Origin of the sequence: Gallibacterium anatis DSM 16844 = F 149 (assembly GCF_000379785.1) — a bacterium.
Taxonomy (GTDB): Bacteria; Pseudomonadota; Gammaproteobacteria; order Enterobacterales; family Pasteurellaceae; genus Gallibacterium; species Gallibacterium anatis.
The window spans coordinates 26,133-47,242 of sequence record NZ_KB903726.1 but is presented as its reverse complement, the minus strand read 5'-3'; the positions used below and the strand labels follow the sequence as shown (position 1 = coordinate 47,242).

21 protein-coding genes are annotated in these 21,110 nt (G+C 40.7%); 7 read left to right on the top strand and 14 right to left on the bottom strand.

Going from position 1 to position 21,110, the window contains the following annotated elements; all coding sequences use genetic code 11:
* Positions 1 to 14: 14 nt before the first annotated feature.
* Genes A3EO_RS0109805 through A3EO_RS0109795 form a run of 3 tightly spaced genes read left to right on the top strand, consistent with a single transcriptional unit; the run spans position 15 to position 4,107 of the window.
* The gene (locus A3EO_RS0109805; protein WP_018347008.1) at positions 15 to 1,322 is read left to right on the top strand and encodes an acetyl-CoA C-acyltransferase; all 1,308 of its coding nucleotides are present in this window, start codon (positions 15 to 17) and stop codon (positions 1,320 to 1,322) included.
* Positions 1,322 to 3,469: a 3-hydroxyacyl-CoA dehydrogenase NAD-binding domain-containing protein gene (locus tag A3EO_RS0109800; protein ID WP_018347007.1), complete on the top strand. Its 2,148-nt coding sequence runs from the start codon at positions 1,322 to 1,324 to the stop codon at positions 3,467 to 3,469. Before A3EO_RS0109805 ends, A3EO_RS0109800 begins: the two co-directional genes overlap by 1 nt.
* A 5-nt stretch (positions 3,470 to 3,474) precedes the next feature.
* A complete protein-coding gene (locus A3EO_RS0109795) occupies positions 3,475 to 4,107 on the top strand; it encodes a class I SAM-dependent methyltransferase (RefSeq protein WP_018347006.1) in 633 nt (210 codons plus the stop codon).
* 23 nt (positions 4,108 to 4,130) lie between these two features.
* On the opposite strand, the gene cpdA is transcribed toward A3EO_RS0109795, so the two are convergent.
* The 4 genes from cpdA to A3EO_RS0109775 all read right to left on the bottom strand — a co-directional run bounded on the left by cpdA (position 4,131) and on the right by A3EO_RS0109775 (position 6,788).
* Entirely contained in the window at positions 4,131 to 4,958 is an 828-nt protein-coding gene (cpdA, locus tag A3EO_RS0109790) for a 3',5'-cyclic-AMP phosphodiesterase (RefSeq protein WP_018347005.1), read from the bottom strand.
* Between the two features lie 141 nt (positions 4,959 to 5,099).
* Positions 5,100 to 5,732, bottom strand: a complete 633-nt coding sequence (nudF, locus tag A3EO_RS0109785) for an ADP-ribose diphosphatase (RefSeq protein WP_013746265.1) — start codon at positions 5,730 to 5,732, stop codon at positions 5,100 to 5,102.
* A gap of 10 nt (positions 5,733 to 5,742) precedes the next feature.
* Positions 5,743 to 6,174, bottom strand: a complete 432-nt coding sequence (psiE, locus tag A3EO_RS0109780) for a phosphate-starvation-inducible protein PsiE (RefSeq protein ID WP_018347004.1) — start codon at positions 6,172 to 6,174, stop codon at positions 5,743 to 5,745.
* A complete protein-coding gene (locus A3EO_RS0109775) occupies positions 6,174 to 6,788 on the bottom strand; it encodes a 4'-phosphopantetheinyl transferase family protein (protein WP_018347003.1) in 615 nt (204 codons plus the stop codon). The genes psiE and A3EO_RS0109775 overlap by 1 nt, the downstream gene beginning before the upstream one ends.
* Before the next feature lie 262 nt (positions 6,789 to 7,050).
* Here A3EO_RS0109775 and leuS point away from each other — a divergent pair, with 262 nt between their 5' ends.
* The 3 genes from leuS (at position 7,051) to holA (ending at position 11,302) form a co-directional block, all read left to right on the top strand.
* Positions 7,051 to 9,633, top strand: a complete 2,583-nt coding sequence (gene leuS / locus A3EO_RS0109770; RefSeq protein WP_018347002.1) for a leucine--tRNA ligase — start codon at positions 7,051 to 7,053, stop codon at positions 9,631 to 9,633.
* Between the two features lie 128 nt (positions 9,634 to 9,761).
* Positions 9,762 to 10,253: an LPS-assembly lipoprotein LptE gene (locus A3EO_RS0109765; RefSeq protein WP_026211100.1), complete on the top strand. Its 492-nt coding sequence runs from the start codon at positions 9,762 to 9,764 to the stop codon at positions 10,251 to 10,253.
* Positions 10,254 to 10,264: 11 nt separating this feature from the next.
* Complete coding sequence (gene holA, locus A3EO_RS0109760) at positions 10,265 to 11,302, top strand: DNA polymerase III subunit delta (RefSeq protein ID WP_026211099.1); 1,038 nt, start codon at positions 10,265 to 10,267, stop codon at positions 11,300 to 11,302.
* Here the strand turns inward: holA and mutT are convergent.
* From mutT to secM, 3 genes are all read right to left on the bottom strand, one after another.
* Positions 11,299 to 11,706, bottom strand: a complete 408-nt coding sequence (mutT, locus tag A3EO_RS0109755) for an 8-oxo-dGTP diphosphatase MutT (RefSeq protein ID WP_018347000.1) — start codon at positions 11,704 to 11,706, stop codon at positions 11,299 to 11,301. The two genes, holA and mutT, sit on opposite strands and share 4 nt — an antisense overlap.
* Before the next feature lie 56 nt (positions 11,707 to 11,762).
* Complete coding sequence (gene secA / locus A3EO_RS0109750; protein ID WP_026211098.1) at positions 11,763 to 14,480, bottom strand: preprotein translocase subunit SecA; 2,718 nt, start codon at positions 14,478 to 14,480, stop codon at positions 11,763 to 11,765.
* A gap of 65 nt (positions 14,481 to 14,545) precedes the next feature.
* On the bottom strand, positions 14,546 to 14,881 hold the full coding sequence (secM, locus tag A3EO_RS0109745; protein ID WP_018346998.1) for a secA translation cis-regulator SecM: 336 nt from the start codon (positions 14,879 to 14,881) through the stop codon (positions 14,546 to 14,548).
* Between the two features lie 90 nt (positions 14,882 to 14,971).
* On the opposite strand from secM, the gene A3EO_RS0109740 reads away from it, so the two are divergent.
* Positions 14,972 to 15,313 carry a DciA family protein gene (locus tag A3EO_RS0109740; RefSeq protein WP_018346997.1) on the top strand — a complete coding sequence of 114 codons (342 nt, stop codon included), beginning with the start codon at positions 14,972 to 14,974 and terminating at the stop codon, positions 15,311 to 15,313.
* Here A3EO_RS0109740 and A3EO_RS12905 read toward each other — a convergent pair.
* From A3EO_RS12905 to A3EO_RS0109710, 7 genes are all read right to left on the bottom strand, one after another.
* Positions 15,273 to 16,172, bottom strand: a complete 900-nt coding sequence (locus A3EO_RS12905) for a Dam family site-specific DNA-(adenine-N6)-methyltransferase (RefSeq protein WP_049804996.1) — start codon at positions 16,170 to 16,172, stop codon at positions 15,273 to 15,275. The genes A3EO_RS0109740 and A3EO_RS12905 overlap by 41 nt on opposite strands.
* A gap of 3 nt (positions 16,173 to 16,175) precedes the next feature.
* On the bottom strand, positions 16,176 to 17,267 hold the full coding sequence (gene aroB, locus A3EO_RS0109730) for a 3-dehydroquinate synthase (protein WP_018346995.1): 1,092 nt from the start codon (positions 17,265 to 17,267) through the stop codon (positions 16,176 to 16,178).
* 33 nt (positions 17,268 to 17,300) lie between these two features.
* Positions 17,301 to 17,828, bottom strand: coding sequence for a shikimate kinase AroK (gene aroK, locus A3EO_RS0109725; RefSeq protein WP_013746277.1), 528 nt, complete (start codon positions 17,826 to 17,828; stop codon positions 17,301 to 17,303).
* 352 nt (positions 17,829 to 18,180) lie between these two features.
* Positions 18,181 to 19,317 carry a type IV pilus secretin PilQ gene (pilQ, locus tag A3EO_RS0109720; RefSeq protein WP_018346994.1) on the bottom strand — a complete coding sequence of 379 codons (1,137 nt, stop codon included), beginning with the start codon at positions 19,315 to 19,317 and terminating at the stop codon, positions 18,181 to 18,183.
* Positions 19,317 to 19,847 carry a hypothetical protein gene (locus tag A3EO_RS12900; protein ID WP_018346993.1) on the bottom strand — a complete coding sequence of 177 codons (531 nt, stop codon included), beginning with the start codon at positions 19,845 to 19,847 and terminating at the stop codon, positions 19,317 to 19,319. The genes pilQ and A3EO_RS12900 overlap by 1 nt, the downstream gene beginning before the upstream one ends.
* The gene (locus tag A3EO_RS0109715) at positions 19,847 to 20,401 is read right to left on the bottom strand and encodes a hypothetical protein (protein WP_018346992.1); all 555 of its coding nucleotides are present in this window, start codon (positions 20,399 to 20,401) and stop codon (positions 19,847 to 19,849) included. Before A3EO_RS0109715 ends, A3EO_RS12900 begins: the two co-directional genes overlap by 1 nt.
* Positions 20,391 to 21,065: a hypothetical protein gene (locus tag A3EO_RS0109710; protein WP_233432278.1), complete on the bottom strand. Its 675-nt coding sequence runs from the start codon at positions 21,063 to 21,065 to the stop codon at positions 20,391 to 20,393. Before A3EO_RS0109710 ends, A3EO_RS0109715 begins: the two co-directional genes overlap by 11 nt.
* Positions 21,066 to 21,110: the final 45 nt, after the last annotated feature.

Below are 21,110 nucleotides of genomic sequence, written 5' to 3'. Positions count from 1 at the left end.
CAGCTGGTATTCCTATGTCTGAACAACCTGTTTTAACCACATCCAAAGGTGCGCGGGTCGCCGTCGTCGATGGTATTCGCACCCCGTTTATTAAGAAAAATACGCTATTTAAAGAGGCTCGGGCAAAAGATCTTGGCGCAATGGTCGCTAATGAATTACTTAGCCGTTTAGCCGTTCCCAAAGATAAAATTGAGCAAGTCGTATTTGGACAAGTAATCCAAGATCCTGATATTCCTAATCTTTCCCGGGAAATATCGCTCTTATTAAATATGCCAAAAGCGCAATCTTACACTGTCAGCAGCTCTTGTCCGACCGGATTACAGGTGCTAATCAATTTAAGTAACAGTATTTTGATGGGAAATGCGCATTATGCATTAGCAGGTGGCGCTGACTCTTTATCCAATGCACCAATTCGTCTTAACTCTCATTTAATTCAATTATTTAGAGATGTTATGGCAGCAAAAAGCTATGAAGAAAAATATCGGCTGTTACGTCAAATCACTTGGCAAGATTTCAAATTGCAGGCACTGAATTTAAAAGATCCCTTAACACAACTTTCTCTTTCTGCGGTGTCGGAACAGATGGCGCAAGATTTTCATCTTAGCCGTCAGGAGTTAGACGAATATGCAGCACGCTCCCATCGCTTAGCCTATCAAGCGTGGCAAAGCGGTGAATTACGCCAACAGGTAATGGTTTCTTTTCCACCTCCTTATAAAGATTTCGTGGTTTCCGATAATCAAATTGAGAAACACGTTAAACCGGAGTTTTACCAAAAATTTAAACCCTTTAATGGTAAAAATTATGGCACAGCCACCGATTGGAACACTTCCCATTCGTGCGACGGCGCGGCGGCGGTATTGCTGATGAATGAACATACCGCAAAAGCGGAAGGATTGAATATTCTTGGTTATATTCGCCACTATACAATGACTGCAAATGATGTTTGGAAAAATATGTTTGTCGGCGTAACCTATTCCATTGCAAAAGTGTTACAAAACGCCAATATGCGCCTTTCCGATCTTGATTTAATTGATATTCACGAAACCTCTTCAGCTCAAATTTTATCCAATCTAAAACTGATTGAATCCGAAACTTTTGCTCGGCAGCATCTTAATCGTTCAGCCGCAATTGGTCAGGTCGATATGAGTAAATTAAATATTTTGGGAGGTTCTCTTGCCTATGGTAATCCGCGTGCGGTCAGCAGTTTACGTTTGATTATTCAATCGTTATATGCTTTGAAACAGCGTGGAGGCGGACGTTCTCTTATTGCTTCAAGCGGTTTGGGCGGCATTGGTGGTGCTATGATTTTGGAGAGCGAATAATGAACACTTTACAGCAAAATACCCAACATTCTCCATTTACGCTATCAATAGATGATCAACAGATTGCATCATTGATCGTGAATGTAACCGATAAAAAACGTAACACCTTGTCAGCAGAATTTGTCGATCAGATGTTGCAACTATTAAACAATCTACCGAAAGAAACAAAAGGTCTCATTTTTTATTCCAGCAAGAAAAATAATTTTATTCAGGGCTTTGATCTTAATAGTTTAATGGGGAAATCTGATAATGAATTGGAAGCCTTTTTGGATAAAATTCATCGTTTAATGGAAACCATTCGCCAATTACCATTTCCAACAGTGGCTGCAATTCACGGCTCCTGTTTCGGGCTTGGTTTAGAGTTAGCTTTGGCATTCCAATATCGTATTGCTTCCGATGATATTAATACACAATTTGCAATGCCGCAGGTTCGTTCCGGTATTGTACCTTTCGCCGATGCGATTTCTGCGTTGGTTTCTCACGTTGGATTAAAGAAAGCCCTCTCTATTTTGTTGTCCGGTGACAAATTTGATGTACATACAATGCAATCATTAAATTGTATCGATGACGTTGTGCCGCAAAGTTTATTGTTACCTACCGCCTTTGAATTTTTCAGTAAAAAGACATTAGTTGCAAAAACACTTTCAAAAACTGCAAAACTTTGGCAACAAATTCAAGGATATTGGCATAACAATCCGCTCTTCCGCCACATTTTGTTTGATGCTGCCGAAAATAAAGAGTGGTTGGGGCCGATTGATAATTATCCGGCGATGGCAAAAATTATCGAAATTTTGAAACAGCCAACTCATCCATTGCGTTTAGAAGTGGAACGCCAAGCCTTTATCAGTTTGTTTAACAGCGATAACTCCAAAGTGTTGCGCAGCCTTGAACAGACTAAACGAGCAATGCGTTTGCAATATGAAGCGCGCGGAAACAATGTACGTGATGTAAATAAACTTGCCATTATCGGTGGCGGTTTTATGGGTGCCGGCATTGCTTACATTACTGTGCGAAATGCAAAAATTCCGGTTAGAATCAAAGACATACATCCTTCCGGAATTAGCAAAGCACTGCATTTAACACATTCATTATTACAACAGGAAGTCGGCAAAAAATTGTTATCTTCCGGTGAAATGCAACAATTAATGTATCTGATTTCCGGTGGTGAACGCTTTTTAGCCGCACCTGATGCCGACTTTGTCATTGAGGCGGTTTATGAGGATTTAGCCACTAAACAGCAAGTTTTAGAAGAGAGCGAAGTCTTCTATAGTGAACATACTATTTTCGCCACTAACACCTCAACCTTGTCGATTGCGGACATCGCCAGTGTTGCCAATCGTCCGGAAAACGTTATCGGTTTCCACTATTTTTCCCCAATTTCCAACCGTAAAATGTTGGAAATTATTCCTCATCCAAAAACATCTGAAAAGACGATTGCGACAGCCATCCACTTCGCCATTCAGCAAGGCAAAATTCCGCTTCTGGTTTCCGATAAACCGGGATTCTTTGTCAACCGCATTCTTATTCCTTATTTGTTGGAAGCTTTTTACTGCTTATGCGATGGCGAAGCGGTTGATTTTATCGATCGTGCTTTGCAGGAATTCGGTTTTGAAATCGGTCCATTGGCTATGTTGGATGATTTTGGTCTGGATCTTTTTGCTAAAATGTTGCCAAGTTTGGAAAGACACTACGGAATGCGTTTTGCCGTGCCGGCAAAATTAGGCAACTTAATCCGCGATCAACGCAAAGGCAGCAAGAATCGGCGCGGTTTTTATCTTTATCATTCACAGAACGGTCAACGTTCTATGGTGGATAAAAGTATCTACTATGTGATGGAAACCATTTCCGAAAATAATTTGGAATCCGAACAGGTGGTTCGCCGTTGTATTCTGATGATGATCAACGAGGCGGCTCGCTGTTTGGAAGAGGGCGTGATCAATGATCCGAATGAAGGTAATATGGCTTCAGTATTGGGCGTATTCTTCCCGGAATTTCGTGGTGGCATTTATGCCTATATCGAACATATCGGTGCCATTTCAATTGTTAAAGCATTGAATGATCACGTAAAACTTTACGGTGAACGCTTCCTGCCTTGTGATTGGCTACTGAATAAAGCCGAACAGGAACAACAACTTATGCAGAGGTAACACAGATGGCTTCTTCGCAACGTTGGGATATTTACAGCAAAATTTATAATCTCTTTTTACAAGCTGCCGATGGAATGCGTAGAAGCCAGTTTGCTCTTCTGGATCAACATAACATCTGGTCGAACGCGCCTCAATCGGTCTATATCGCCGGTGCCGGAACCGGTTTAGATATCCCCTATTTAGCCTCAAGATTATCTGAAAAAAGCCACTTAACCTTGGTGGATTTCTCGCCGTCAATGCTGCAAAAAGCGGAAAGGTTAATTCAAAAGCACAATTACCCTTGGCAGATTGAAACCAAAGTCGGTCGTGCGGAACAAAGTGGATTGCCGGATCAAAGTTGCGATTTAGTGATAATGCACCTGATTTTAGCGGTAACTTCCACGCCGGAACAACTGCTGGCGGAAGCGGTTCGCATTTTAAAACCAAATGGCGTGATTTCACTTTGGGATAAGTTTCTAGCTGATGATCAACAACCGTCCTGTGTTCGTAACGGCTTTGATCGGATTACAACTGCGTTAGGGACAACCATTAATTTACGTCTGAATGATCTGATTGCTGATTTACCGCTTAAAATCGAACAGCGTAATTTCTGTCATTGGGGCTTAATGCAACAAGTGGTATTACGAAAAACAACGTAATACCACCTACTCGCTCCTCAATGTTAATAGCCGTTCATATTATCTTTCGGCAAAAACACTTTATCTTTAATGCGATGTACCTTAGTTTCCAAACGCCCATCAGGATATAAGCTGATTTCACGCCAACCCGGCTGTAGGTTATCCAAGGTGAAATAAGCACAATCCGGTTTAAATTGGATACAGGTGGACGGCGTTGCAAACACCGGAATGCCTTGCCAAACCGCATTCACTTCCTGATGAATATGCCCATAAACTATCGCTTTAATGTTTTTATATTTTGCCAAAATTTCAGAAAAATCATATGGATTGCGCAAATTATGCTGATCCAACCAAGCTGAATTTGTCGGCAAAAGATGGTGATGCAATACAATCAGAGTGTTCCGATCCGGATAAAGTGATAAACGTTGTTCCAGCCATTTCAACTCTTCTTCGCTCAACATTCCGTGCGGCACGCCATATAACTGACTATCCAACAGAATCACTTGCCAACTCTCGCCCAACAACAGATGTTTTTCCGGCTGAATAACGGCTTTATAAAGATCAAACACCGCTTCCATTTTCGGTTGAAAATCGTGGTTACCGGGAATCCAAAAGATTTTTTTGCCCAATTGCACAATTTCTTTCACGAAACGGTGATAACCCGCTTCACTGTTATCCTGCACAAAATCCCCTGTTGCAAGAATATAATTGCTCTCAAATCCGGATTTTTTTATCTCACTCAACACCTGTCGAAAACTGTCAAAGGTATTAATACCTAATAATTCACCGTCTTCATCTGCAAACAGGTGAGGGTCCGTTACCTGGAGCAATTTTATTACACCAGCCGATTCGTCACGAAATAGATCTGACATAATGTCTCCTTTCATTAATTCAAATTACTATCTCTACTTTAGACAATTCCATAAAAAAGTCAGCAGCTAAATTATAAAAGTGTTAGTTTACGCACATTTTTTATTGTTTTTTATTCAGAAAATGCTCACTTGTTCACAAATTTAACACCATTTCTGTTGCAATTTTTTATAGTTCAACTGTAACCACTGTAACCCAATCACAGCAACACCGTTATCAATTCTGCCTTGTTCCAACCATTGGTAAGCAGTGGCTCGGCTGACAACGTGTACGCGAATATCCTCATTTTCTTCCGCTAAACCGTGAATACCGCCCACTTTGGTTGAATCTACTTTGCCGGCAAAAAGATGAATGCGCTCCGCCATTCCGCCCGGGCTATCCCAAAATTGCATAATCGGCATTACTTCAGTTAAATGCACGCCTGCCTCTTCTTCACTTTCACGAACAGCAACGCCTGCCGGCTGTTCTCCGGTTTCGATCATTCCTGCGACTAATTCCAATAACCAAGGTGATGATGGCGATTTCGGATCAATCGCACCAATCCGAACTTGCTCGACCAAAACAACATTATCCAGTTGCGGATCATAAAGTACGACGGCTGTAGCTTCATTTTTAGCAAGCAGTTCTCGCGTAACAATACCGCTCATTTCTCCGGAAAAAAGTTTGTGACGAAATTTAACCCGTTTCATCGTATAAAAGCCTTTAAATACGACCTCATCACTGACAATTTCAATATCTTTTTGCCCATATTGTTGAATAAATTTATCGTCTGACATTTTTAATCTCCTAATTTTTCTTCTCTGCGACATTGGCTAAAAACAGCGCAATCACCATTAATAAAATCGCCGCTGCCACCGCCAATGTCCCTAGCGAACTTGAGTGATCGACAATGATCAACCTGATCATTGCCGTAATTCCGATATATAAAAAATAACGTAATGGGAAATGGAAGCCGGCGGTAAAATATTTCACAATCAGAGCTAAAAACTCAAAATAGAGAAAATAGACCACGATTCGTTCCGCCAACACATAGGCAATCGTGGTGTCACTTGCCTTCAACACAATAATCTGCCCCAATTCAAATGTCTGTTTGCCCAGTAAAATCACCAAAATTACCGACAATACCACCAAAGCAATATTTAAAATCCACTGCAATACTCCGGCAAATTTTCGCCCGAAAGCGTGTGAATCCAATTTATTTATTTGTTCTTCTGTCATTACAATTTCCTATTAATCACTCGATAACGATTTAATTTTACCTTCTGTTGCAGCAAGGACGCGGTTTTTTCTTGCCAACAAAAACAGTGTGATATTGTGCCACTCCCTTGTACAAAGCAAGCTAAATAAAAAGGCAATTCCTGCGCAAAAAAAAGTTGCCCGTTTGGTGCCTCTTGGGTAAAAAAACAACTATTTTCCGGCTCAAATAACACTTTTGAAATAGCACCGATTCCCCGCCCTTTCGCTTTTAAAATCGCCTCACGAGCGCACCAGGTCAAATAAAAAGCCTCATCCTGCTTTTGCTGCAATTGCCACCACGCTATTTCTGTTTCTGAGGCATAATAATGCAATAAACGTTCAAAATTTCTTGCTCGCAATGGATGCTCAATATCAATTGCCACCGACTCATTATGCGCTCGTTGTACTAAAATCACTGCCACCCAATCCCCGGAATGGCTTAAATTAAAATCAAATTGCGGTGCATTAAAATGCGGTCTGCCCTGTTGATCCTTTTCAATTCCTTGAGCAAAAACCTGTTCTTGCCCAAGCTGCTGCAATAATTTCCATAATAAAAAATAACCGATTTTGCGCTGCCTTTGTTTATTAGACGCCATTGAAGTGTGCTTAAAAATCGTGCTTAGATATGGGATCGGTGGCAAAAGGTGAAATGGATAAGATTGATGAATATTTCCCCAAACAACAAAAACCTGCGGCATAATGAAAGAGATGTGCATAAAACATAGTGCAAGTGTACTCAAATTCGGCGCCAATACCAATAATATTTCTATTAATTACCTAGATTTTAAGCTATTCTATACCACATTTTTTAATATCATTTTTCATTTCAAATTTCAGTACTCATAGGACAACTTTATTATGCAAGAACAATATCGTCCCGACTTAGTCGAGAGTCGTATTCAAAAATACTGGCAAGATAATAAAACCTTTAAAGTTCAACCCGATCCAAGCAAAGAAAAATATTACTGCTTATCAATGTTCCCTTATCCTTCCGGTCGTTTACATATGGGGCACGTTCGTAATTACACTATCGGCGATGTTATTTCCCGTTACCAACGAATGAACGGCAAAAATGTATTGCAGCCTATCGGTTGGGATGCTTTCGGTTTACCGGCAGAAAATGCAGCAATTAAAAATAAAGCAGCGCCGGCAACTTGGACTTACGATAATATCGAATATATGAAAAACCAACTGAAGATGTTGGGCTTCAGTTATGACTGGGATCGCGAAATTGCGACCTGTAAACCTCAATATTACAAATGGGAACAGTGGTTTTTCACCGAATTATATAAAAAAGGGTTAATTTATAAGAAAACCTCTACCGTTAACTGGTGTCCGAATGACCAAACCGTATTGGCAAATGAGCAGGTAAACGACGGTTGCTGCTGGCGCTGTGATACGCCGGTGGAACAAAAAGAGATCCCACAATGGTTTGTCAAAATTACCGATTATGCCGAACAACTGTTGCAAGGATTGGATCAGTTGCCTGAATGGCCGGATCAAGTAAAAGCGATGCAGCGCAACTGGATTGGTCGTTCCGAAGGGGTTGAAATTACCTTTAAAATGCAAGATAGCGATGAAACCGTAACCGTTTATACTACCCGTCCAGATACGTTCTACGGTGTGTCTTATCTTGCCGTTGCCGCCGGACATCCACTGGCGGAACAAGCTGCGAAAAATAATCCTGAATTAGCGCAATTTATCCAAGAATGCCGAAATACCAAAGTGGCAGAAGCGGAATTAGCGACAATGGAGAAAAAAGGGATGTTTACCGGTCGTTATGCACTTCACCCGATTACCGGTGAGGCTGTGCCGGTTTGGATCGCTAATTTCGTTTTAATGCATTACGGTACCGGTGCGGTGATGGCTGTGCCGGCACACGATCAACGCGACTATGAATTTGCGCAAAAATATCATTTACCGTTAAAACCGGTGATTGCACCGCTTGACGGTTCAGAATTGGATCTATCCAAAGCCGCATACACTGAACACGGTGTTGCCATTAATTCCGCTGAATTCAATGGCTTAGATTTTGAACAGGCTTTTAATGGCATTGCCGATAAATTGGAAGCGATGGGCGTGGGTAAACGCCAAGTGAACTATCGTTTACGCGATTGGGGGGTTTCTCGCCAACGCTATTGGGGAACACCAATCCCGATGCTCACCTTAGAAAACGGTGATGTTGTGCCGGTGCCACTAGCAGATTTGCCGGTCGAGTTGCCGGAAGATGTGGTAATGGACGGAGTGCAAAGTCCGATTAAAGCCGATCCGAATTGGGCAAAGACCACTTACAACGGTCAACCTGCGTTGCGTGAAACCGATACTTTCGACACCTTTATGGAGTCATCTTGGTATTATGCTCGTTATACTTGCCCACAATATCAACAAGGTATGTTAAACAGCGAAGAAGCGAATTATTGGTTGCCGGTGGATCAATATATTGGTGGAATTGAACACGCCACAATGCACCTGCTTTATTTCCGCTTCTATCATAAATTATTGCGTGATGCCGGTTTACTTGCTTGTGATGAACCTGCAACTAAACTTTTATGTCAAGGAATGGTGTTGGCGGATGCCTTCTATTACACTTCAGAAACAAACGAACGTATTTGGGTATCACCAACCAAAGTGACTATTACTCGCGATGAAAAAGGTCGTATTATCAAAGCGGTTGATCCTGAAGGTCACGAATTGGTTCACGCCGGTATGACCAAAATGTCGAAATCGAAAAATAACGGTATCGATCCGCAAGAAATGGTCGAAAAATATGGCGCGGATACGGTTCGTCTATTTATGATGTTTGCCTCTCCGGCAGAAATGACTTTGGAATGGCAAGAATCCGGAGTCGAAGGCGCTAACCGCTTCTTACGCCGTTTGTGGAAATTAACTTATGATTATTTACAACAGCCGGCCACTGTTGAACTTGATCCGAAAGCGTTAAGCGCTGATCAAAAAGCATTACGTCGTGATCTACATAAAACCATTGCTAAAGTGAGCGATGATATTGGTCGTCGTCAAACTTTCAACACCGCCATTGCTGCCATTATGGAGTTAATGAATAAACTCACTAAAGCACCATTGGTGCAAGAGCAAGATCGTGCGGTAATGAAAGAGGCGTTAAATGCGGTGATTAAGATGCTTTATCCAATCACGCCGCATATCTGCTTCCAATTATGGCAAGATCTCGGCAATCAAGATGATATTGATTTTGCGCCGTGGGTTGTTGCCGATCAGCAGGCGATGGTCGATGAAGAAAAATTGGTTGTAGTTCAGGTTAATGGTAAAGTTCGCGGAAAAATCACTGTTGCGGCAAGTGCTTCCGAAGAAGAGATCAAAACTGCAGCAATGGCGGATGAAAATGTACAAAAACACTTAGACGGTTTAAATATCGTTAAAGTGATTTATGTGCCTGGCAAATTGCTCAGTTTCGTTGCTAAATAAAAGCAATCATCAACGTGCCACCGCATTAAACGGCGGTGGCACATTACAGTAATCTTAATACTTTAGTTGGAAGTTATTATTTAACCTCACTTGCAACGATTATTAAGATGTCAATGAATAAGGAGATTTTGATGCATAAACTAAAATATATTTTCGCCTTGTCTGCGACATTGTTACTCTCTTCTTGCGGTTTCCACTTTGCTAATGACCAACTTTCACAAAAACTTTTTAAAGAAGTCAAACTCAGCAGTGGCGACAAATACAGCGATATTGCCATTGCAATGCGCAAAGAATTGCGTACCCACGGTGTTACTTTGGTTGAAGAAGGAAATGTTCCGACATTAAAATTAAACGGTTCTACCAGCAGTGATGAAGTGGTGTCTGTCTTTAAACAAGGCCGTGAAGCGGAATCCTTACTTTCTTTATCCGTAAGTGCATCTTTGCAAATGCCGGATAAAAAGCAATATCCAATAGAAGTGCAAGTTTCGCGTACATTTTTTGACAACTCTCGTGCCGCATTAGCAAAAAATGCGGAACAGCAACTAATCCGTAATGATATGTACAAGCAGGCGGCACAACAAATTTTAATCAAAATGATCAGTATCCAACAACAATACTAATCTCAATTATGATAATACGGATCTTTGCCAACCAACTTGTCCACACATTGCAACAAAAAACCTATCCTGCATATTTGTTGGTTGGGCAAGATCCACTATTGATTGAAGAAAGCAAATATCACCTTTTTCAATTCGGCAAACAGCAAGGCGCAACACAAAAACAGGAAATCGTTATCGATAGTAATACTGATTGGGCAACACTCTTTACCGATCTACAAACTTTCGGTTTATTTTCACAACAACAGATTTTCCTTTTCACTTTGCCAGATAATATTAACGCCCAGTTACAACAGCAATTACAACAGCTAGTTTCTTTGTTGCATTCCGACATCATCGCTATTTTTCAAATCGCAAAACTGACCACTACCATTGAAAAGCAAGCGTGGTTCAAAACATTAGAACAGATCAAAACATTGCAGATTAATTGCCAAACACCCACTTTGGAACAGTTGCCGCAATGGATTCAGCAACGCGCTAAGATGATGGAATTAAGCATTGATAACGAAGCCGTCGAGCTGCTCGCTTACAATTATGAAAATAATTTAGCAGCATTAAAACAGACGCTACAGCTAATGCAACTGCTTTATCCGCAACAAAAAATTACGCTAATAAATGCCGGGCAATGTATTGAACAATCTGCTGTTTTTACGCCGTTTCAATGGATTGATGCCATTTTACAAGGCAAAAAATATCGCTGTGTCCGCATTTTAGAACAGCTACAAAACGAAGGCGATGTTCAGCCGGTAGTATTGTTACGTATTTTACAAAAAGAATTACTGCTGTTATTACGACTTGGTAGTGATGACAAGATAAAAATTGAAAATACGCAACAAATGCTCAATTCGCAGTTGTTGCGTCAAAAATTTGATCAATACAAAATTTGGAAGAATAGACGACCGCTTTATAGTGCCGCTATCCAACGCTTAAATTACCATCGCTTATACGATGCTATTCAGCATTTAACTGTCATCGAAAAAGCAATCAAACAACAGGGTGATGAAAACAGTTGGCAAGCATTACAACAACTTACCGTAAAACTTGCCGCCTAATCAGCTTCTGTTTCAGCCAACAATTGTTGAATAATTTTCACATTTGCCGGCGGGAATTGCCCGACATCCAACTCTTTCTGTTCCAACCAAAAACCCTCTTGCCCTTCCCGACCAAAAGGCTCGCCAACCCATTCATCCACTAAATAGAAATAGAACGAAATTCTTTTACTCGGATACTCAAACTCGAAATGCTCGTATAATTTTGCGTGCAATACAAAAATACCGATTTCCTCTTCCAGTTCTCGTTTTAATGCCTGTTCCGGTGTTTCACCTTTATCCACTTTACCGCCGGGGAACTCCCAAGACTGCGCAAAATCCTTTCCCTCTAATCGTTGAGTTAAATAGATCTGTTTGAATTCATTACGAATAATGCCTGCCGACACTTTTACCAATGGCTTCTTCACATTCAATTACCTCTTATAAGAATAAGGCTTCACGCTAAGTGAAGCCTCACAATTATTTACTGGATACGTCCGTGACAATGTTTATATTTTTTGCCCGAACCGCAAGGGCAAGGTTCATTTCTGCCGATTTTACGTTTTGGATGAGAAAAATCCTCATCTCCGGCTGTACTGTTCTCTGCCGCATCCTCGCCACTGTGATACTGAATATGTGCCTGTTCGGCAGCACGCTGCGCAGCATCCATTCTGGCTTTTTCAGCCGCCTCAATTTCCTCTTGAGTACGTACCTGAACTTTGGTCAAAATGCTAACCACATTAAACTTCAATGTTTCCAACATTTCCGTAAACATTTGGAAAGATTCTTTCTTGTATTCCTGTTTCGGATCTTTTTGTGCATAACCGCGTAAATGAATGCTCTTACGCAAATAGTCCATTGCGGCAAGATGTTCTTTCCATAGTTCATCTAGGGTTTGTAACATTACGCCTTTCTCAAAATTGCGCATCGTTTCTGCGCCGACCAACGATTCTTTATTTTTATACTCGTCCACTGCAATTTGAATAATGCGTTCACGTAAAGTCTCTTCGTGCAGATTGTGATCTTCATCCAACCATTTCGAGATTGGTAAATCCATATTGAAATCAGCTTTCAAACGTTTTTCCAACCCTTCTACATCCCACAGCTCTTCCAAAGATTGCGGTGGAATATATTGATCGATAACGTGATTGAAAACATCTTCACGAATCACATCAATCGTTTCGGAAATATCATCATTTTCCAACAATTCATTACGCTGTGCATAAATGGCGTGGCGTTGATCGTTGGCAACATCATCAAACTCAAGCAGATTTTTACGTCCGTCAAAGTTATGCGCTTCCACTTTTGCTTGGGCAGAAGCAATCACTTTGGTCAACATTTTAGATTCCATCGCCTCACCCGGTTCGGAAAATGCTTTGCGCATTAAGTTCAACTTACCTTCATTCAAGTAAATCCGCATTAATGCATCATCCAAAGAGAGATAGAAACGAGAAGAACCCGGATCGCCTTGTCGTCCGGAACGACCGCGCAACTGGTTGTCAATTCGACGAGATTCGTGGCGTTCCGTACCAATAATATGCAAACCACCCGCTTTCATCACAATATCGTGACGTTCCTGCCACGCTTTTTTAATCGCTTCGATCTGTTCTTCAGTCGGATTTTCCAATTTTGCCACTTCCGCTTTCCAGTTACCGCCTAACACAATATCGGTACCACGACCTGCCATATTAGTAGCAATAGTCACCGCGCCCGGATAACCGGCATCCGCCACAATTTCCGCTTCTTGGGCGTGGAATTTCGCATTCAACACATTATGTTTAATGCCCTCTTTTTTCAAAATATCAGATAACAATTCTGATTTTTCGATAGATACTGTCCCGACCAAAACAGGTTGTTGGCGTGCGACACAATCTTTAATATCTTCCACAATGGCTTGGAATTTATCCGCTTCCGTTTTGAACATTAAATCTGTTCTATCATCACGAATCATTGGTTTATTGGTTGGAATAACAATGGTTTCCAAGCCATAAATTTGTTGGAATTCAAAGGCTTCGGTATCGGCTGTCCCAGTCATTCCTGCCAATTTTTCATATAAACGGAAGTAGTTTTGGTACGTAATGGAAGCAACGGTTTGATTTTCACTTTGAATCTGAACCCCTTCTTTCGCTTCAATGGCTTGGTGTAAACCATCAGACCAACGGCGTCCTGCCATTGTACGACCGGTGTGTTCATCAACAATAATCACCTCGCCGTCTTTCACAATATAATCCACATCTCGCTCAAATAAAGCGTGCGCACGCAACGCGGCGTAAACGTGATGCAAAAGGGTAATTTTTGAAGGGGAGTAGAGCGACTCATCCTCTTTCATCAAACCGGCCTGTACCAATAACTTCTCGATCTTAATCTGACCACGTTCAGTCAAATAGGCCTGTTTATTTTTCAAATCAACGGTAAAATCACCATCGCCTTGGTACTCATCGCTATCCTCTTTATCCTGTTTAATTAATTGAGGGATTAATTTATTGATCGCGATATAGAGATCGGAACTGTCTTCCGCCTGTCCGGAAATAATCAATGGTGTACGCGCTTCATCAATCAAAATTGAGTCAACTTCATCGACCAACGCATAATATAACGGACGTTGAAAACGCTCGTGCATCGTATGAGCAAGGTTATCTCTTAGATAATCGAAACCTAATTCACTGTTGGTGGCGTAAGTAATATCCGCAGCATAAGCCGCACGTTTCTCTTCAGGCAATAAACCGGGCACATTCACTGCCACTGTCATTCCTAAAAATTCAAACAGCGGACGGTTAGTTTCCGCATCACGGCGCGCGAGGTAATCGTTAACGGTTACTACGTGTACGCCTTTGCCGGTTAAAGCATTGAGGTAACAAGGCAGCGTTGCGGTTAACGTTTTACCTTCCCCGGTACGCATTTCTGCAATACAGCGATTATTCAACACCATTCCGCCGATGAGCTGTACATCAAACGGACGCAAACCCAAAACACGTTTACTCGCTTCACGCACAGTAGCAAACGCTTCCGGCAGCAATTGTTCCAAAGTTTCGCCTTTTTCCAAACGATCACGAAACTCTGCGGTTTTCGCTTTTAACTGTTCATCGGAAAGCGCTTCAAATTCAGGTTCTAATTTATTGATTAAATTCACACGCTTATTTAAGCGGCGCAAAATACGGTCATTACGACTTCCAAAAAGTTTTCTTGCAATAGCTGATAACATAATAATTTCTTTTTCAAAATAGAATAAATACTCTACCGGTGACTCTTCATCGGTGCCTACATAAATCAAACAATGAATTTAGGCCCAGCACGGATAAGAATTTGGTAACGATTGAGCTGTTGAGGACGATTCTGCACCAGCGAATATTGAACCGGTTGCATTCTGCTTTTTTGCCGCACAACTTCGCTTTGTTGCAACTGTTTTTTTAATGCGACAAACTGCAGATTAAGCTGTTGCAATTCAATGCCGATAACAGATTGATTTGCCTCCGGCTGCAATGGTGTAACCGGATTATTAGGCTGTTCGCTGTGCATCGGCAAAAACAGTAACGTCAGCAAGCTTAAAATCAAGCGATGCCAGACTGTTTTTTTTCCGATTTTCAATGAGAAAAGGTAATTCACTGCAATGCCTAATAAAACTGGTTAAAACGGGAAAAATTATAAAATAGTTGCGCTATAATAGCATAAAATTCACTAACGGAAGGGACGGAAATGCCATTAAATGACAAGAAACAGATCAGAAATCAAAAAACATTGAATGTGAATGAAATTTTACAACGTTCTTCGCTTTCCGGTTTGTTGGCACAACAACAAAAACGGCAACAATTTTATCGCAATATTGAGCAATGCATTCCAACACAATTCCGTGGGCAACTTCGTATTGCTCAATACAATGAAGAAAAAATTTTATTTCACGTTGCCAACGGCAGTGTACGACAAGCACTACTGCTTCAACAGGCTCAACTGCTCCGTAGCATCAACACGCTTTACCCCGATATCAAACAACTCGAATTTAAGGTGATTCCGACAATGCCGCTCTCATCTGCTGTTTAGCTTGCCATTTTTGCAAGTTTTGCTTTTCAAAAACGGCAATCAGCTCTTTCACCTTAATGCGTTTTTCTCCGGAATGGCTGATCGAGCGCTGCACATTAACGCGCTTAAACCTTGCACCTTGATAAATACGACGCGTAAAAACGGTATCGTGATTAGAGATCATCACCAGTGCATTATGCTGCTGGGCGGTCTGTTTGGATAACTCAGCCAACTCTTGCTGCTGGGTTAAACCGAAATCATTGCCGGCATAACGGGTAAAATTGCTCTCCTGCTTTATCGGCGCATAAGGCGGATCGCAGTAGATCACACTGTTCTCACTTGCGGCGGCAAATGTTTGCTGAAAAGAGGCACAGATAAACTCTGCTTTCTGCGCTTTTTCTGCAAAATAGTGCAATTCCTTTTCCGGAAAATAGTGCTGACTATAACTGCCAAAGGGCACATTGAACTCATTTTCGCTGTTATAACGACATAGACCGTTAAAACCAAAACGATTTAAATAAAGAAAAATTATTGCTCGTAACCAGCGATCATCGCTCTGATTAAAGAGTGCTCTTAATTGGTAATAACGTGTTGCCGTATTTGCTTCAGGATGTATAAAAAGCGAACGACTCTCTTTGATATAAGTATTAACGTCCGCCTTCACAATATTGAAGAGATTGATCAAATCGGGATTAATATCCGCCAGTAAATAATGATCAAAATCACTATTTAAAAAGACGGTTCCTGCCCCGACAAAAGGTTCGATTAATTGCGTCTTTCCTTTCGGATAAAGACGCTTAATATCATCAATAACGCGATATTTACCACCTGCCCATTTCAGAAAAGAGCGGTATTTCGGCATCATTATCTTTGACGACATAAATTAATGCGGTTTAATGCAGTCTTGAATTGATTGCAACACCAGTGCTTTATCCACATCCGATGTGACATAAGCACTTCCCAGTGATTTTAATAAAATCAGACGAAGTTTGCCTGCCAACACTTTTTTGTCACGCATCATATGCGGCAAATAGTCATCTGCCGTCATTTCTTCCGGAGAGTATACCGGCAAATCAGCCTGCTGCAACAAATGTTGTAAACGTGAAATATCACCGGCGGAAAGATCGCCCAAATGATGAGAAAGATATGCCGCCATCATCATTCCGGCAGCAACGGCTTCACCGTGAAGCCATTTACCATAACCAAGGTGAGTTTCAATCGCGTGCCCAAAAGTATGACCTAAATTAAGTAATGCTCTTTCACCTTGCTCTGTTTCATCTTTTGCTACGGTTAACGCCTTTAACTCGCAGCAACGTTGAATACAGTACTGCAAAGCACTCGGCTGCAACTGCATTAATTCATCAATATGCTGCTCCAACCAGACAAAGAAATCATAATCCAGAATCGCACCATATTTAATCACTTCTGCCAAGCCGGCACTCACTTCTCTGCTCGGCAAAGTGCGCAATGTATCAGTATCAATAATAACTTTACTTGGTTGATAAAATGCACCAATCATATTTTTACCGAGCTCGTGATTGACCGCTGTTTTACCACCGACAGAAGAATCCACCTGCGCCAATAGCGTGGTTGGAACTTGAATAAAACGAACACCGCGTTGATACGACGCTGCTGCATAACCGGCAATATCACCAATCACGCCGCCGCCTAGCGCTAATATGGTAGTATCACGACCGTGTTTTGCTTCCAACAAAGCCGTGAAAATCTGATTTAAAGATGCCAATGTTTTATACTGCTCACCATCATTTAATAGCACTTCATCAACTACGCACCCTAGCTGTTGCAACGCCTTTTTCACCGTACTCAAATAAAATTTTGCGACTGTCGGATTGCTGACAATCATTACCTTATCGCCTGCTTTCAAAGGAGAATAATGGCTAGGATCAGATAATAATCCACTACCAATCGCAATCGGATAACGACGCTCTTTAAGTTCTACATATACATTGACCATTTTTCTATCCTTATTCAAGCTGCAAGCTATTGATTAGCCCGCAAAATTTTCTAATAAATCGATGATATTATTTGCCATTAATTTAGCACTTTGATCATCTGTTTGCAGTGTAATGTCTGCAATTTCTTCATACAACGGCGTACGAATTTTAGCCAAATCTTCCAATACTTTACGCGGATCTTCCACCCCCTGTAATAGAGGACGTTTTTTATCACGCAAAGTGCGTTGATGTTGTTTTTCCACTGTGGTTTCTAAATAAATCACAATTCCACGCGCTGAAAGATGGTTGCGGTTTTCTTTTGACATCACCGCACCGCCGCCGGTCGATAAAACAATGCCTTGACGTTGAGTCAATTCATTAATGATGCGTTCTTCTCTTTTTCTGAACCCTTCTTCGCCCTCAACATCAAAAATCCAACCGATATCAGCACCGGCTCGCTGTTCAATTTCGGTATCAGAATCCACAAAATCCATACTTAGCAGTTGAGCAAGTTGACGACCAATCGTACTTTTCCCTGCTCCCATCGGGCCAATTAAAAAAATATTTCTTTTTTCCGCCATTTTTATCGTTCTTAAGGTTTAAAAATTATGAATAGTTTGATCTTTGAATATTGTAACACTCACACACAATGTTGTTTTTATTACAAAAGAAAAAGAATACCGAAGTATTCTTCATAATTACAACACTCAAAAGATCCCCTAGACCTCGAATGTTTATTGAGATAGCTCAATATTATCTCAAGAAATGGGATTATATTTCAACCTTGCATTGTATTTTTATCGAAGATTGTTTCCTTGTATTTTTGTTTCTATTCACAGAACAACAGATAAGGTATTACCGCATTAACTGCTCTCATTTAAACACCCCAAAATTAAATCATCCCAATGCTATTGCGCGGTGGGCTTTCAACCCCTAAAGGCTTTTCATAAAATCCTGTTTACGCTTTTGATAATTTTCTATCGTTTCTTGAGAATTATGAATAATTCTTGGTGTAATAAAAATCACCAGCTCACGCTTCTGATGACGCTCCGATTTGCTACTGAATAACTTACCTAATCCGGGAATATCCCCCAACAACGGCACTTTATTTTCACCTTTTCCGATCAGATCGTGAAAAATACCGCCTAACACCACCGTTTCTCCATCTCTCACCAACACTTGCGATTGCACTTCCTGTTTATCAATCGTTACCACTTGCCCGGCACCATAAGGAATACTCGCACCTGCTGAATTCTGCGTTACCACCAAATCCAGTGAGATCACGCCTTGATGCAGCACTTGTGGGGTCACTTCCAAACCCAATACTGCCTCTTTAAATTCAATATGAGTACGGCTGCTGCGTTCTGTATCATCTTCGATAACATAAGGAATTTCAGAACCTTGCTTAATCGACGCCTTTCTTTGGTTAGATGTCAATAAATGTGGACTGGCAATAATTTCCACATTATTTTCCTGTTCCAACGCTTTTAACTCTAAATCCAGCAACCGCCCGTGAATTTTTGCCACCTGTAATGCAATAGATGCAGCCTCCGAACTCGTGGAAAAATTAACATTTAAGTGAGAACTTAAATTTTCTAAACCAAAACTATCAAATTTAGCTGCCACTTTGTGAAAATTATCCGCATCACTGAACATTCCCCAACGAACGCCAAGCTCATTTAAACTTTCATTATTAATCGTCACTATGCGTGCTTCTATGGCAATCTGCTTACCCGGTTTATCCAGTTGAGAAATTAACTGTTTAAATTTTTGTATCTGTTGCTTATCCCCTTTCACCAACAATAAATTGTTGCTCGGTTCGACACTAAATCCGCTCAAGCCGGACAAAAGCCCATTACCGTTTTCATTAAAAATTTTATACAATTCATTCACTTGTATATATTTCACAGCAATTGCTTCAAATTCATCTGTCGCAGCCAAATTTTTATCCTCTATTAAGTCAGGCATTATATTCGCCTCTTCCGCAAAAAAAGGATCTAATATCACTTTTTTGCTCCAACCGCTCAAGGAAATCATCATACAAACCACCAGTATTATGCCTTTCTTCATTAATGGAACTCCTCTGCAAATAACTGAATAGAAATATGTAATACACGCGGTAACATCGGATCACGTTCCAGCTTCACTGAAGAAACTGCCCATTCCGCTAAAATAGACTGAAACAACAAATCAAGATTCATAATAAATTGTTGAAATTCCATATAAATTTGCAATTCTACTTTCACCGTTTCATTATTATTAACTTGCATTTCAAAACGAAGATCGCCCATATCGGCAGCAAATTGCGATAATTGCTGATGAAGATCGGATAATTTCTGCGTATTCTGTTTAGAACTTAAACGCTCGCTCACACGTTTTTGCAAGAAAGAAAGTATCTGCTGTTGTTGAGCTGTTTTTAAACGTAAATCGGTCATTTGCTGTGAAAAATCGGCTATCTGCTGTGAACGTTGCCAACTTTGCCACAACGGATAAGCGCAAATAACAATAAAAAGAAACAGCCATCCGCAAGCTAACCAATAATGAGGCAAATTTAAGCAATACCAATACACACCTTTTGGATATTTCGTACCAAGTTCCATCACTCCTCCTTGCTTTTACTAAAATCCAATTTGAAGCGATATAACTTCTGTTCATCCGGTGTCAATTCATTGGTTAAAAAAGTTATCGGATAAAGCCACTTTGCAAGCAGATATTGTTGCAATGCATAAAATGATTGCTGCTCTATTTTTTCTCCGCTTAACATAAAAACAGTGTTGTTCCGCTGTTCTTGACTAAAAGGGTTAATCTCAATTCGTACCAAATTTAACAACGCACCGTTAAGTGGTAAATGCGACAAATTTGTCATAAAAAAGTTGATATCATCCAATGACAACTTCCCTAGTTTGACCTGATTACTGAGTATTTTTCGCTGATGTAACTGTTTGTTTTCGATTTGTTGTAATTGTTGACTTAATTCCTGATATGAACTGTTTAATTGATTCAACGCAAGCCGCTGTTGCCGTTCATATTGCAAACTAAAATACCAAATCGTTGCTGACAAAATAATCAACAATAGGGCTGCTAGGGCAAGTCGGCGTAATCTTTGCCGATACAATGGAGAACGCCAATCCAATAAATTAATCTCATTTTGCACCGATACCTTCCCCCCATAATGCGCACCCTAAACTTAAAAACGCATACTGTGCTTTTGCTTCCAATAGGATATGGTTTTCCGGCAATCCAAGTTGAGATAAATCACGCTCTTCGGACTGTTCTTGATAAATCACCATTTTGGAAAAGCGATTAGCAAAACGTTCCTGAAAACGGCTCCAACTCTGAGCCAACGAAGATTGACTGACCACGATTTCTGTTTTTAACGATGAATACAGGATAAATATCGTCTGCTCGGCGCAATAACAATATAACAATGTTTCTGTCTTATCCGGTTGAATTTCATAATAAAATGCCCTCAACAACACTCTAGGCAATACATCCAAAATATTCAGATCAAATTGTCGATACTTAGCCAGTTCCGCTTCTGCATTTTTTTGTTTAACCACATAAAGATCTATCTGTTGTCCTTGATACACATAATCAAACCAGATCGGCATTCCGTCGTTAGGTACGTCATTCTCCAACATTGAATAAACCTGCTGCGCAACCTCGTATTGCGTTAAGGCTTGCGGGCAGAGATAACGCTTATGCCAAACTAAATGTATCGGCAACACGGAAATATAAAGTAAATGTTTCGCTGCAAGTTGGAACTGTTGGGAAAGCTGTTTCTCCAACTGCATACGATCTTCAACTTTCCCACACACAAGTTCACCATCTTGCTTAAAAAAAGAGTAGAAAAAACAATTATC